This window comes from Desulfovibrio psychrotolerans (assembly GCF_013340305.1).
GTDB classification, from domain to species: domain Bacteria; phylum Desulfobacterota; class Desulfovibrionia; order Desulfovibrionales; family Desulfovibrionaceae; genus Halodesulfovibrio; species Halodesulfovibrio psychrotolerans.
The window spans coordinates 95,579-108,431 of sequence record NZ_BLVP01000036.1 but is presented as its reverse complement, the minus strand read 5'-3'; the positions used below and the strand labels follow the sequence as shown (position 1 = coordinate 108,431).

Genomic DNA, 12,853 nt, shown 5'->3' with positions numbered 1-12,853 from the left:
CATTTAAGGACGACATTGCATGACCAGCAAGCACTTCAGGAAAAACATACACCTCACCTTCCCGCCGGATGTTTCTGGCAACCCCGTTGTCTGCAACCTGACGCGGCTGTATGATCTGAGCTTCAATATCCTTAAGGCGCAGATTACGCCCCGCAAGGAAGGGTATATGACCCTTGAGCTTATCGGGTCTGAAGAGAATTACCGCAAAGGTGTGGAGTATCTTGCGGATAACGGCATACGGGTGGCTCCCGTGGCGCAACGCATCTCGCGCGATGAAGAATCGTGCATGCACTGTGGCATGTGCACGGCCATCTGTCCCAACAGCTCCCTGTGCATGGACAGGGAGATGCGCGTAGTGCTGTTTGACAAAGAACGCTGCACGGCATGCGGCATGTGCGTGCGCATATGCCCTGTTAATGCCATGAGCGTGGAAACGGAAAACGGCCCCTGGTAGACACGGACGGGGCCCGGAGCGGCATATGGATAAAAGATCGTTTTCCCGCATCAGGCTCTTCATGAAAGGCCGGATGCGCCTGCTCGCCTCCGAAACGGAGTCTCCCCGGTTTTCCGGCTTTACGCTGCCCGATGCTCCTGTGGATGCCAAGTCACTTGCCCAGTCGCACATCCCGGAAGTGCTGGTTTCGTTTCTGCTTGATTTTGACGCCAAACTGAACGCAGTGCTCGCCCATATAAAACAGGATGTGCTTCAGGAGGACTTTCCGCTGCGCGCGGAGATTCTGGAACTGAGCGGAGCCGGCGTACGGTGCGTGGACTCGGGAGACCTGAATGAGGGAGACCTTGTGGAAATGGTACTCTTTCTCAGCGAATTTCCCCTGCGCGTGGCTGGTGCCATGGGCAGGGTGCTGCGCAAGGAAGCCGACGGGACAGGCCGCCCTGTCTGCGCCGTGGAGTTTTTCCGCATCCGTGAGGATGATCTGGAAAAAATTGTTCAGCACGTCTTTGTGGAAGAGCGGCGTCAAATCCGCACCATGCGGCTGGAAGACTGAAAACCTGCCCGCGCCCTGCGCAACCGCGGCGGCACAGCGGTCTTTTTTTGCGGTGGTCGAGCCGCACACATTAAAGGGAGAAATTCGATGCGAGCACACGACCAGATGGTAGAAGCCGTCATGGAACGCGTTTCCGCGCAGGTGGCGGAAAGCATAAAGGACGTTATCACGAATACTGTGGAGCAGGCCCTTACCACCAACCTGACCCGCGCGTTGCTTGAAAGCGAATTTTACCGCCGAATCAGCGAAGACATGCGCGATGGGCTGCAATCCATCTACAAAGAGATATCTTCTGCCGCCAAAAAGGAAAACGGCGGCCCGGAAGCAAGCCCTCAGGCTCAGACCAACCAGTTGTTCAGCGAAGCTTCCATGCAACTGGACGAAGTTCGCGTGACGCTGGAAGAAGCCACCGGCAAAATTATGGATGTTCTGGAACTGCAGATGGTGCTGCGCACCAAGGCTGCCTCGCACCTGAAGGACCTGAGTGCCCGGTACGCAAATGATAAAGATGTTAAGGCATTGCTGACACTGGAAGACAATCTTGGCAACAGCCTGACCGACATTATGACGCACCTGAGCTTTCAGGATCTTACCGGACAGCGCATCAAGCGCATCATCAACGCCATTCAGCGCATTGAGGCAACGGTTCTGGACCTGTATCTTTCCACGGGACTCATCATCAAGGCACGGGAAGAAAACCCGGAAGAAGATTTTGACGCACTGGAAGCCAAGTCCAAGCAGAAGGTATCTGAACTGAAAGGCCCCACCCGAGACGCCTCGCAGAACGATGTGGATGACCTGCTTGCCCAGCTTGGTCTGGGGTAGTCGCAGAACGGCTCTATTCCGCAATACGCCCCTCCCCTGCCCTTTTCCCCGTGGCGGTCTGCCGATGACCGTCACGGGGCTTGTCTTTTTTTCTGCAGGTGCCATATTGTCAGAAGTGATATGTTCATTTCACCCTTTTACAAAGGCAGGCGCCCATGTCTGAAAACAACAATATCCCGCTGGCGATCATCGGTGCAGGTCCGGCTGGTTTATCGGCAGGTATCTACACAGCGCGGGCAGGAATCAACACCCTCATCTTCGGCAGCGAACCAAAGGTTGCCGGAGATTATGACATAGACAACTACTTCGGTTTTCATGAAACCATAACAGGCAGGGAACTCATTACCCGCGGCAGGATGCAGGCGCAGCGATTCGGTGCCAGAATAACGGACGCAAAGGTGCTTTCTCTGCACCATGGCGATAACGGAGGGTTCCGCATTCATACCGACAGCGGAGAATACACCGCCTGCGGTATCATCCTTGCCACCGGGGTGGCGCGCGTGCGTCCCGGCATTGCCAATCTGACAGACTACGAAGGCAAGGGGGTATCGTACTGCGTGAGCTGCGACGGCTTTTTCTACAAGGGCCGCAAGGTTGTGGTACTGGGTGAAGGCATTTATGCCGCCAATCAGGCGCTGGAACTGCTCACTTACACACCGCATGTGACCATATGCACGCAGGGCGGAACGCTGAACATGACCGAGGCTTTCAGCAAGCAGCTCAAGACGGCCGGGATTCCGGTTCTTGAAACACGGGTGACGTCTCTTGCGGGGGATAACGGCCTTTCTTCGGTGACGTTGCAGGAAGGCGGCTCTTTGGAGGCGGAGGGCCTGTTCATTGCCATGGGTGAAGCCTCTTCACTGGACTTTGCTTATTCACTGGGTGTGGAGCGCAATGGTGTTTTTCTGGTGGCTGACAATGAGCAACGCACCAATATTCAAGGAGTTTTTGCCGCAGGCGACTGCACGGGTGGCTTTATGCAGATAGGGGTTGCCGTGGGTGAAGGGGCTAAAGCCGCCAAAGCCGCCATATCCTATGTAAAAAAGCTCTGCGCCTAACACGGTGCGCTACAAAAAATGCGCACTGGATTCTTGACAAGCCCGAGGCTTGCGGATATAGAAATCGGCTCATTGCCAATGACGTGGGCCTATAGCTCAGTTGGCAGAGCCTCCGGCTCATAACCGGCAGGTCCCAGGTTCAAATCCTGGTGGGCCCACCATTTTTTCTTTGCTTATCAGCACATTGTGCGTTGATTGCCACGCACACATGCAAACAGAATGCAGGTGCTTAGTGAATGCGTATTCCGGGAAGCACCTGCTTTTTTAAGGCACTGCATGAAGCCGCTGGAAATTATTTCCACCATCGAACAGACCGCCGTTCCGGCGGGAGCAGCTGCATGGGATAAATGCGGCGTGCAGGTGGCGGGCAGGCGGCGATCCGTCAAATCCATCGCGGTTGCCCTTGATGCCTCGCTGAGCACGGTGGAACGCGCCCTTGCGGAAGGGGTGGATTTCATCCTCACGCACCATCCCCTTTCCATGCAGCCCAAATTTCTTGATGTGGTGGACGACCACTACCGCATTGTGGCCGCCCTGCTGGAATCCGGCGTGTGGCTGTATAGTGCCCACACCACGCTGGATGCGAACCCGCAGGGGCCTGTGAGCTGGCTGGCCGATGAACTGCATCTGACCGGCCGTTGCGTTGTGGAACCGGTGCACAGGGAAGAACTGGAGGCATTTGCCTTTTCCGTTTCTGCCCCGGATGCTTCCGGCAAGCCGGATGAGCCGGATAAGCTGGATAAGCTGGATGCCCTGACAGCCCGCTGGAGCCTGCTGCCCGGAGTGCAGACCGTGCGCCGCACAATGGGCATGGTGCATATGACTTGCCGCAAATCCTGCGGAGCGGAAACCCGCTCTGCCGTGGAAGGCGATCTGGGCATGCGGCCTGTATTCCTTGCCGCCCTGCCGGAAGGCGAACCCCGCACGCTGGGGTTCGGATGCATAGGCTCACTGCCGGAAGCCATGACGTTAGAACGATTCCGCGACAGGCTTGCCCAGATCATAGATCGTGACTATTGGGTAACCTGCGGGCAGACTCCCGGTACCATAGCCACGGTGGCGTATTGCACAGGATCTGGCGCGGGCATGGCGGATGCCGCCTTCCGCATGGGGGCGGACGTGTTCATCACCGGCGATGTGAAATACCACGCGGCTCTGGACTCTATAGGCTGCCTGATGGACGTTGGCCATTTCTGCCTTGAGGAAGAAATGATGCGGCGGTTTGCCCTGCATCTCGGAAGCGCCCTTCCCGGCGTTGATATTTATTTCCTGCCCGCGCAGGATCCCATGCGCCTTGCCGTGCGCGGCGCACGTTAACGAAATTTACCCCTGACCCGGCATGCCGCCGGAAGGGTCACTGTTCAGGAGGAAACAACCTTGAGCCTGTATCTTAAGCAGATAGAACAGCTTGTAGCCCTGCAGAGGGTGGACGATGAAATCCTCGTCATTGCACGGGAACTGAAAGACGCGCCCAGCGAGGTCAAGATTCTCCAGGAACGCTTTGACAGCCTTGAAGAACAGCGAACCCGCTTTGTCGAAAAAATTGAACACCTGAAAGAACAGGAAAAACGCCTTGGCGGCGAAATAGAAAACGACGCCCTGAAGGTGAAGAAGAGCAAGTCCAAGCTCATGCTCGTGGGGAATACCAAAGAATACCACGCCATGATGCGCGAGATGGACAATCTTGAAAAAGTGAACCGCATGCGCGAAGAAGAAAAACTGGCGCTTGCGGAAGAACTGACCCGGCAGCAGTCCGGCCTGGAAGAACTGGATGTGGACTACAGCGCGCTGAAGAGCGATCTGGAAGCCAAGAAGGCCAGTCTGCAGGCACGCATTGACGAAGCCAGCAAGGTTATTGCCAAGCTCAACAAAAAGCGTGATACAGCCTGTCAGGAAGTGCCCGCCCCCATTCTCAGCAGATACGAGTTTATCCGCGAACGGCTGGACAACCCGGTCATCGTGCCTGTGGAAGCCGGGGTGTGCAACGGATGCCATATTGCCATTCCTCCGCAGAGCTTTATTGAACTGCAAAAGGGCCACCAGATTCTGAGCTGCCCCAACTGCCAGCGGCTCATTTACTGGTGCGAGCACTTTAATGAGTGCCCTGCCAATCTTTCGCAGAGCGGACAGAGCGCCGCGCAGGCTAAAGCGGAAGAATCCGCAGAGGCCTAAGACGTTTTTCAGGAGTCGGACGGGGTATCGCTGCGGGTCATACGACCCGGAGAGGAAAGTCCGGGCTCCAAAGGGCAGAACGCTGGGTAACCCCCAGGGAGAGCGATCTTCGGAAAGTGCCACAGAAAACAAACCGCCGTGCGGCATGCCGCGCGGTAAGGGTGAAACGGTGGGGTAAGAGCCCACCAGATACCGCGGTGACGCGGTATGCTCGGTAAACCCCGTTCGGAGCAAGACCAAATAGGGAAGCGCTACGGTCGGCCCGGCCAATGCTTCCGGGTAGGTTGCTTGAGGTCATGGGCAACCATGATCCTAGAGGAATGATACCCCCCCTGCAAAGGGGACAGAACCCGGCTTACAGTCCGACTCCCGTTAGCAATGAAAGGGCGCCCAGTGCGCCCTTTTTCTTGGCGGAGCAGGTCGGAATGAAAACAACCGCGCAACACGCGAGGAACCCCATGCAGTGTTGGTCCATCATTCTTGCGGCGGGCAGCGGTAGCCGTATGGCTCAGGCCGCAGGCGGCGTGAAGAAACAGTTTATCCGCTGGAACGGTGCCCCCCTGTTCTGGCAGTCTGCCGTTACCCTTGCCCGCGTGGCACGTCTGCACGGCCTTGTTTTTGTCTTCCCGCCAAGCGACATGGAAGAAGCTCGCGCGGAACTGGAAGATCTGGACCGCCTGCGCGGGCTGGGACTGCCGTGGGTTGTTGCGGAAGGTGGCGAGCGCAGGCAGGATTCTGTATACAACGGCCTGATGGCTCTGCCCGAGCAGTGCGACACCGTGCTCGTTCACGATGCCGCGCGTCCCTTTCTTTCTCCCGCGCTGGTTAACCGCCTACTGGACGCGCTTCAGGACGGAGCCGGTGGCGTTATTCCCGTTCTGCCTGTCACGGACACCATCAAGGTTGTTACCGGGACGCACGTTGTTTCCACCCCTGTGCGCGATACCTTGCGCGCGGTGCAGACCCCGCAGGGATTTAACCGTGCAACGCTCAGCACCGCACACCAAGCCTGCCGTGCGCATGGCTGGCAGGTGACGGATGATGCCTTGGTACTGGAACAGGCGGGGATACCCGTTGTCACCGTTGCCGGCGACCCGCAAAACCACAAAATCACCCACCCGGAGGACCTTGCCATGCTCGGAAACAGGGAGCGGGACACGGTGGACGGAGTTTCCATGCTGCCCGTTGTGGGCTGGGGATATGACGTGCACCGTTACGGCACGGGACGCCCCATGAAGCTGGGCGGTGTGCCCATTCCCGGCGCGCCGGAGGTGGTGGCACATTCTGACGGGGACGTGCTGCTGCATGCGCTTACAGACGCCCTGCTGGGCTGCATGGGCGGAGGAGACATCGGGGAGCACTTTCCGGACACGGCGGCGGAGTTTGATAACATCGAAAGCGGCATTCTGCTGAACGAGGTGTACGATCAACTCCTGCAGCAAGGCATTGTGGTAACGCATGTTGATGTTACCGTGATCGCACAGGTGCCCAAAGTCTCTCCGTGGAAGCCGCACATCAGGAAAAACCTTTGCCGCCTGCTCAAGCTTGCTCCGGAACAGGTGAATGTGAAGGCCACCACGGAAGAAAAGCTCGGCTTTACCGGCGAGAAGAAAGGCATAAAGGCCGTGGCCACGGTGACAGCCATGCGCCCGGTACGGGCGGCTTCGCCGCAGGGAACAGGACAGGAGGGGTAGCCTGCCTGCCTTTTCCAGCCGGTGCCGCACTGCGAAAGCCAGCAGGGGCCTGCATAAGGTCACCCGGAGCGTGGGCAGACACACGCCTGACGTCACAATGCTCCGGGGGGCTTGGCCCGTGATCGACCACGGCGGAAAGCGAGCGGAGCGCGGCTAAAAAGTGACTATTTCATAGCCTGCGGCCATATACTGACTCATGGAAGGATGCCCGCTCATGTCGCCTATGAGGGGAATGCCTTCCGCCTCTATGGCTTTGTCCACCCGCTGCTTCACGGAACACGCCCTGCACGCTCCCACGATAAGGCCCGCGTCTCTGGTCTGTATATACAGCTTATGCATGAAGTGGTGCGGGTCCGCTATGGCGGGGATGACCGTACAGGCGCTGCCCTCCACCACTATCTTCACCCCATAGCCTTTTTCCTGCATATCCAGCGCGTTGAGCAGTACGTGGATAAAGCACATCACGTCTCCGTTAAAAGGAAACAGGGCTACCTTGCGCATGGTTTCTCCGTGCATGTCCGTCTCCTTGCAAGGCGGGCGTCCTGTTCTGTCAGACGCCCGCCCGGTTCACTTTCTCAGATGTAGGAATGCATGATTGCGTCCAACGCCTTAAGGTCGACCGGCTGCCTGCCCAGCGGACCATGCTTGCACACGGCAAAACGCTCGTTCAGAGGCTTGCGGTCCGTCTTCCAGATAACGCCTATGGGGATGCGGTCGCCGAATTCGTTGGCCTTTTCCATGGCCGCATTCCAGTCGGTGGGATCATAGTTCGCATCCAGCTCATAGCAGCGCTGCTTGTACCAGCCGAAGGTATTCACCTTGTTGAAGGAGACGCACGGGGAGAAGATATCCACCATGGCGAATCCGGGGTGGCGTATGGCAGCCTGTATCATTTTGATCAGGTGCGGCTTGTTGCCGGAAAACGCACGCGCCACAAAATTGGCCCGCATGGCCACCGCCACGGCAATGGGGTTAAAGGGGGCGTTGGTCACTCCATCGGGCTGCGACTTGGTGATCTGTCCTTCCGCCGTGGTGGGGCTGGCTTGTCCCTTGGTCAGCCCGTAGACCTGATTGTCGTGGGCGAGCAGAGTCATATCCACATTGCGCCGGATGGCGGCGAGGAAGTGGTTGCCGCCCTCGCCGTAGTTGCAGCCATCGCCGCTTTCGGCAATGACGGTGAGTTCCGGATTGACCAGTTTGATGGCCTGCGCAGGAGGCAGACCACGGCCATGCAACCCGTTGAAACCATTGATAGTGATATAGTGCGGGGCCTTGGCAGCTTGCCCGATGCCGGAAACATGCGCCACCTGATGCGGGGCAAGATCCATCTCGGCAAGGGCCTGTTTGAGCGCCGCCAGCACGTCATGGTTGCCGCAGCCGGGACACCACGAGGTCTTGTAGTCGCCGTAAACGCTGATATCAATCATTGTGCACCTCGTTGCTATTCGGACAGCTTGGCCAGAATGAAGTCGGGAGTGAACGGACGTCCGTCATACCGGAGCACCGTACGGTGTACGACAAACCCGGTTTCCTGCCGCAGCAGGCGGGCGAACTGTCCCAGTTTGTTGCCCTCTACCGCCACTACTTCCTTTGCCGAGGCAAGGAACGGCAGGAACTGATCCGGCTTGAGCGGCCACACCTGCGGGAAGCTGAGCACGGCCACCTTCTGCCCCTGCGCGTTAAGGATATCCGCCGTTTCACGCGCAGCGCCTTCTGTGGAACCCCAGCACAGCAGAATGCGGTCCGGTTGTTCCGCTCCGAAGCGTCTGGGCGGCACCACCTCGGAAAGGATGCCCAGTTCCTTGGCAAAGCGTTTGTCGTTCATGGCTGTCCGGATGCCCATATCTTCCGTGATATGGCCGTCTTCCGTATGCTCGTGGCAGTCTGCCAGCACCAGCGACCTGCCGTAGCCGGGGATGCGCCGGGGAGAAAGGCCATTCTCAGTGAAGGCATAGCGCTTGTATCCTGCGGCGTTATCATCCGTAAGGTCCGGCCCGGCAACGGGCGGCAGAGACGAAAGGTCGAAGGGAGGCACGCCCATAAGCCTGTCCGAAAGATCCTGATCCGTGAGCACGAAAACGGGAGACTGGTATTTTTCGGTTATATCGAAGGCCTTGTGGGTAAGATGGAAGCAGTCTTCCAGTGTGCACGGGGCAAAGATGGCGCGGGGAAATTCCCCGTGCCCCGAATACAGCACGAGGTTAAGATCCGCCTGCTCCGTACGGGTGGGCAGACCGGTGGCGGGACCGGGACGCTGAGCCACCACGATGACCACAGGCTGCTCCATGACGCCCGCAAGGCTTACAGCTTCTGTCATCAGGGCGAATCCGCCGCCGGAAGTGGGCACAAGGGTGGGTGCCCCGGCATAGGACGCGCCGAGCGCCATGTTCAGGGCAGCTATCTCGTCCTCTACCTGCTCCACAATGACACCGAGCTTGCGCCCGTGCAGGATAAGGTTCTGCGCCACTGTGGTGGCAGGAGTCATGGGATAGAAGGAACAGAATTTCACTCCCGCCGCCAAAGCACCAAAGGCTATGGCCTCGTTGCCGTTGATGAGCATACGGGGTTCGCGTCTGGGCACGGCAGGCAATACATCGCACAGCGCCTGCTGCTCCTGCGCCCACGCGCAGGCATCATCAAGCACCTGCCTGTTCTGCTGCACCACATCCTCGCCTTTTTTCCCAAAGCTCTCACGCAGCAGTTCCTCTGCGTATTCCTTGTCCACTCCCAGCACGCTGCACAGTACACCCAGTGCTGCCACGTTCTGAAAAATGGCCTTGGGCGCAAGCTTGTCAAAGGGAACCTTCAGGGCGGGCAGCCCTTCCGCGTTCAATGCTGTATCCAGAATGACAAACCCCTTCCCGGCCATTTCTTCTTTATGCAGGGTTACGGTTTCCTGATTGAGCGCCACAAGGATGTCGCAGGCATCCGCAGGACCGGTAACGGGCTGCGCTCCTGTACGGATATTAAAGGTGTTGTGACCGCCGCGCACACGGGACATGTAGTGCTGGGTGACCAGCACCTCGTATCCGGCGCGAACGAGCGCCTTGCACAGCAACTGTCCCACGGTGACCAGCCCCTGACCGGCGGCACCACCGATGATGATGTGTTTTGATTGCTTACTCACATGCTACTCCTGACTGCATGGTAAAAAAACTCCGGCAGACCGCCCTGAACGGTGCGAACAGAGCATGGACGACATTCCGGGCAGTCCTGCTCACGGTGGAGCGGAACACCCCCTGTTCCACAATGCGCACTGCCCCGCTATGCCGCCGCGGGAGGCGTGAAGACCCTTGCTCCCAGTTCCGCGTCCAGCATGAGCATGCCCTGCCCTTCGCCGTTGATCATGCGCAGCTTGCCCAGCACGGTGTTCACGCTGTCTTCTTCCTCCACCTGCTCGGTGACGAACCATTGCAGGAAAATGCCGGTGGCATGGTCGCGCTCATCCTGCGCAAGGTTGGCCAGATTATTGATACGCTCCGTCACGTGACGCTCGTGGGAGAGGGTCTCCTCAAAGACTTCAAGCACGTTCTTCCACGCATGGCGGGGAGCATCGATAGATTGCAGAAGCACGCTGCCCCCACGCTCGTTGATAAAGTCATAAAACTTCATGGCGTGGAAAAGCTCTTCCTGTGCCTGTACGCGCATCCACTGGGCAAAGCCGCCCATGCCGCGCTCGGCAAAATAGGCGGACATGGAGAGATACAGGTAGCCGGAGTACATTTCCCACTTTACCTGTTCATTGAGGGCCTGATTCATCGTTTTGCTGAGCATGAAGAGTCTCCTTTCGGGAAATGGATGATTAAGGGATGCGCCGGGGCGTTTTGATCTTACGAAAACACCGTGAGGCGTGGATATTTTGATGTGACGGGCGGCATGAGGCACATACACCAAGTTTTCATACTACACGGAAAGCCGGAATATGCAACCCCGCCCGCTCCGCAAGAACACTTGAAGGGCGGCAGGTTGCGAAGGGATGCGGCAACGCGGGCGGTCTGCCGACGGAAAGACAGGCACAGGTAATGAGCAGCCCGGAAAGGTTGCCTGACACGACGCAATGGCGTATGCCGTCACTGGTTGCGTTTTACAGCCGGATTGCACCTCCGGCAGGGATGAACGCGATACGATACCGAACGGAGAGAATCTATGTGGGGCAGCTATCGCTGGGGCAGAAGTGCCCAGACCACTATTCCCTGCAAGCACTGCGGCAAGCCGATTACGGCCATGCGCAGTTGCCAGCAGGTGTATATGCAGTGTGAGCACTGCAACAAGCGGGGAGAACTGAACGACTACATCCCCCAGATGGACGATGCGCTGGAAGAATTTATGGAAGGCGTGTTCTGCGACAGGGTGTAGATTGCCACAGGCGACCGCAGAATACTGGAAGGAGAGGCACCGGGAAATTCTTCAGAAGACAGAGCACCGAGATTTCTGCTCCGGTGGGCCGCAGACCGGCATCAGAAGTAGCCGAGCGCGCGCAGGGTTCCCATGTGCGCTTCCTTTTCCGCATTACGCCCGGACCTCTCCTCTCCTTCTGCCACGGGCAGCGTGCAGGGCACACATCCAAGGGAACGGTAGCCTTGGGTATACAGGGAACAGTAGGGCACCCCGCGCTCCATGATGTACGCCCAGACATCCATCTCCGTAAAATCCAGAATGGGATGCACCATCAGGCAATCGGGCCTTTCACGGCGCTCGCTGTGCGCCCTGCCTCTTTCCGGGTGCTCATCACGGCGGATGCCCGTAAGCAGGGCTTCTGCCCCCATTTCGCGTACACTCCGGGAAAGGGGTTCCACCTTCAGCGCCGCGCAGCAGGCAACCTTATCCCGCGCAACAGGGTAGTCCCGCAGGTCGGCGGCGGGACGCGCCACAGTAAGGTGCAGCCCCCACTCGGCGGTCAACATGTCACGAAACTCCATAACTTCCGGGAACTTACATCCGGTATCTATGTTCAGTGCCCGGAGCCCAGAAAAACCCATTTCTGCCAGCACACCGCTCCACAGGTGCAGCGTTACGGTGGAGTCCTTTCCACCGGTCCACGCCACGACCACGTTCTCCGGCCCGAATTCCAGTGCGGTTTCTTCCAGCAAATCCTTGGCCCGCGCCACCTTATGAGCGAGTGTCATCTTCTCTCCCCCGTTAGTATCCGAACAACTGCCTGACAATGGGGTTCTCCTTGCGTGCCCGTTCCGCAACAACGAAACAGCGCGGAACGGAATGCGCTGCCCGCTACGGGCGGAACGCAAACCGACCATCATTCCGGAAAACCGGCGGATACGCCACAGCACTCTCCCGCACGAAGAGCCTTGCGCCCCGCCCCCCATCTGACCTATGAAACCTGCATACTCCTCACTCCGCCATCCGGCTGCACACCTGTGTGTCCCGGGCACGGACAACGGCGCAACTGTATCACTCACGCGAGGCGAACATGCTGGAACGCATGAAGGAAATTCTGCACGGTAACGACCTCTGTGTACTTGCAACCACGGATGGTTGCAAGCCACATGCATCACTGATGAGCTATTTCTGCGGCCCAACGGTTGCGGATGTGTACATGCTGACACGGCGCAACACGCGCAAGCACTCGAATATACAAAACAACTCCACCATAAGCCTGCTTGTGGACACGCGCCTTGCCCATTCTGCAACACCCCATGCGGGAACCGCCGCCCTCACGGTAGAAGGCACCGCCACCCTGCTGCCTGCCTGTGAACACCGGGACCTGCTCCATGCCATGACGGCACGGCTGCCCCACTTAACAGGGTTTGCGCAGGATGCGGAAACGGTCATCATCCACGTGCAGGTTCACCTGCTGCAACTGCTGAATGGCATTACGGATATGCATGTCATCAAAGTAGATAATTCGGGAGAAAGTATTTGACAGTTCAGGCACCGCCACTTATATACCTTTCCTCGTTGGCGCGGGAACGCGGCAACCATGCGGGGCTGTAGCTCAGTTGGATAGAGTAGCTGGCTACGAACCAGTTGGTCGGAGGTTCGAATCCTTCCAGCCCCGCCACGTTTCTTCCCCGAAAGGGAACCGCTTGCAGGAAGCGCCAAGGTCTTAGGGACCGGGGAAAGCCTGAAGATTTTCATC

Annotated in this window: 14 protein-coding genes, 2 tRNA genes and 1 other RNA gene; 12 read left to right on the top strand and 5 right to left on the bottom strand. The window is 58.2% G+C overall.

The features are described from left to right. The first annotated feature begins 19 nt into the window (after positions 1 to 19). From HUV26_RS15090 to ispD, 9 genes are all read left to right on the top strand, one after another. Positions 20 to 454, top strand: a complete 435-nt coding sequence (locus HUV26_RS15090) for an NIL domain-containing protein (RefSeq protein ID WP_174410968.1) — start codon at positions 20 to 22, stop codon at positions 452 to 454. Positions 455 to 479: 25 nt separating this feature from the next. Continuing rightward, a complete protein-coding gene (locus tag HUV26_RS15085; protein ID WP_174410967.1) occupies positions 480 to 1,007 on the top strand; it encodes a PilZ domain-containing protein in 528 nt (175 codons plus the stop codon). Between the two features lie 87 nt (positions 1,008 to 1,094). Next, the gene (locus tag HUV26_RS15080) at positions 1,095 to 1,832 is read left to right on the top strand and encodes a protein phosphatase CheZ (RefSeq protein WP_174410966.1); all 738 of its coding nucleotides are present in this window, start codon (positions 1,095 to 1,097) and stop codon (positions 1,830 to 1,832) included. Positions 1,833 to 1,987: 155 nt separating this feature from the next. Further along, entirely contained in the window at positions 1,988 to 2,890 is a 903-nt protein-coding gene (locus tag HUV26_RS15075) for an NAD(P)/FAD-dependent oxidoreductase (RefSeq protein WP_174410965.1), read from the top strand. Positions 2,891 to 2,975: 85 nt separating this feature from the next. Continuing rightward, positions 2,976 to 3,051 (top strand) — tRNA-Ile (locus tag HUV26_RS15070). A 115-nt stretch (positions 3,052 to 3,166) separates the two neighbouring features. After that, entirely contained in the window at positions 3,167 to 4,207 is a 1,041-nt protein-coding gene (locus HUV26_RS15065) for a Nif3-like dinuclear metal center hexameric protein (RefSeq protein ID WP_174410964.1), read from the top strand. 60 nt (positions 4,208 to 4,267) lie between these two features. Continuing rightward, a complete protein-coding gene (locus HUV26_RS15060; protein ID WP_174410963.1) occupies positions 4,268 to 5,062 on the top strand; it encodes a zinc ribbon domain-containing protein in 795 nt (264 codons plus the stop codon). 11 nt (positions 5,063 to 5,073) lie between these two features. Continuing rightward, positions 5,074 to 5,436: RNase P RNA component class A (gene rnpB / locus HUV26_RS15055), an RNA gene on the top strand. Between the two features lie 84 nt (positions 5,437 to 5,520). Beyond that, positions 5,521 to 6,756 carry a 2-C-methyl-D-erythritol 4-phosphate cytidylyltransferase gene (gene ispD / locus HUV26_RS15050; protein WP_174410962.1) on the top strand — a complete coding sequence of 412 codons (1,236 nt, stop codon included), beginning with the start codon at positions 5,521 to 5,523 and terminating at the stop codon, positions 6,754 to 6,756. Between the two features lie 153 nt (positions 6,757 to 6,909). On the opposite strand, the gene HUV26_RS15045 is transcribed toward ispD, so the two are convergent. The 4 genes from HUV26_RS15045 to HUV26_RS15030 form a co-directional block, all read right to left on the bottom strand. Beyond that, the gene (locus tag HUV26_RS15045) at positions 6,910 to 7,272 is read right to left on the bottom strand and encodes a cytoplasmic protein (protein WP_243451411.1); all 363 of its coding nucleotides are present in this window, start codon (positions 7,270 to 7,272) and stop codon (positions 6,910 to 6,912) included. 59 nt (positions 7,273 to 7,331) lie between these two features. Further along, entirely contained in the window at positions 7,332 to 8,183 is an 852-nt protein-coding gene (locus HUV26_RS15040) for a 2-oxoacid:ferredoxin oxidoreductase subunit beta (protein ID WP_174410961.1), read from the bottom strand. Between the two features lie 14 nt (positions 8,184 to 8,197). Further along, positions 8,198 to 9,883, bottom strand: coding sequence for a 2-oxoacid:acceptor oxidoreductase subunit alpha (locus tag HUV26_RS15035; protein ID WP_174410960.1), 1,686 nt, complete (start codon positions 9,881 to 9,883; stop codon positions 8,198 to 8,200). Between the two features lie 137 nt (positions 9,884 to 10,020). Then, the gene (locus HUV26_RS15030; RefSeq protein ID WP_174410959.1) at positions 10,021 to 10,530 is read right to left on the bottom strand and encodes a ferritin; all 510 of its coding nucleotides are present in this window, start codon (positions 10,528 to 10,530) and stop codon (positions 10,021 to 10,023) included. Between the two features lie 372 nt (positions 10,531 to 10,902). On the opposite strand from HUV26_RS15030, the gene HUV26_RS15025 reads away from it, so the two are divergent. Next, positions 10,903 to 11,112 carry a dual CXXC motif small (seleno)protein gene (locus HUV26_RS15025; protein ID WP_174410958.1) on the top strand — a complete coding sequence of 70 codons (210 nt, stop codon included), beginning with the start codon at positions 10,903 to 10,905 and terminating at the stop codon, positions 11,110 to 11,112. A gap of 101 nt (positions 11,113 to 11,213) precedes the next feature. Here the strand turns inward: HUV26_RS15025 and HUV26_RS15020 are convergent, their stop codons facing one another. Further along, positions 11,214 to 11,882, bottom strand: a complete 669-nt coding sequence (locus HUV26_RS15020) for a phosphoadenosine phosphosulfate reductase family protein (protein ID WP_174410957.1) — start codon at positions 11,880 to 11,882, stop codon at positions 11,214 to 11,216. Between the two features lie 302 nt (positions 11,883 to 12,184). Between HUV26_RS15020 and HUV26_RS15015 the strand changes: the two genes are divergently transcribed. Both HUV26_RS15015 and HUV26_RS15010 read left to right on the top strand, forming a co-directional pair. Continuing rightward, positions 12,185 to 12,637 (top strand): pyridoxamine 5'-phosphate oxidase family protein, encoded by a 453-nt coding sequence (locus HUV26_RS15015; RefSeq protein WP_174410956.1) that lies wholly within the window; start codon positions 12,185 to 12,187, stop codon positions 12,635 to 12,637. A gap of 61 nt (positions 12,638 to 12,698) precedes the next feature. After that, a tRNA-Arg gene (locus tag HUV26_RS15010) sits at positions 12,699 to 12,775 on the top strand. Positions 12,776 to 12,853 lie beyond the last annotated feature (78 nt).